Here is a 340-nt window from a genome sequence, read left to right on the forward strand (position 1 = left end):
TAACTTGTCTAATGGACTCAGAAGGTCGCTACAAAGCCGCTTGTAAACGCATCATCCGTGAGCGCTACACAACGCTTTACAAAAACATGGGTGTAGCAATCGAAGAGAACAAAGACCGTGTGGATTACTACACACTACTAGAGCTAGACACGCTAGGTGGCAAACTTTACGGTCAAGAGTTTGTCGACTGGTTCAAAGCTAACGAGAAAGGTAAAGACTTCCTATTCCGTCTTGCTCACGAAACCGGCGTAATCTTACTACCTGGTAAAGGTTTCGACACAGTACACGCATCAGTACGTGTATCACTAGCGAACCTTACTCACCACGAGTACGAGCTAAT

The 340-nt window shown here is 45.6% G+C and carries 1 pseudogene; it reads left to right on the forward strand.

The annotated features are described in order from the left end of the window. Positions 1-340 (forward strand): annotated as a pseudogene (locus AB4585_RS22570) (bifunctional aspartate transaminase/aspartate 4-decarboxylase); the annotation flags it as partial.

The sequence above is a fragment of the Vibrio sp. 10N.222.49.C9 genome (assembly GCF_041474985.1).
In the GTDB taxonomy this organism is placed as follows: domain Bacteria; phylum Pseudomonadota; class Gammaproteobacteria; order Enterobacterales; family Vibrionaceae; genus Vibrio; species Vibrio crassostreae_C.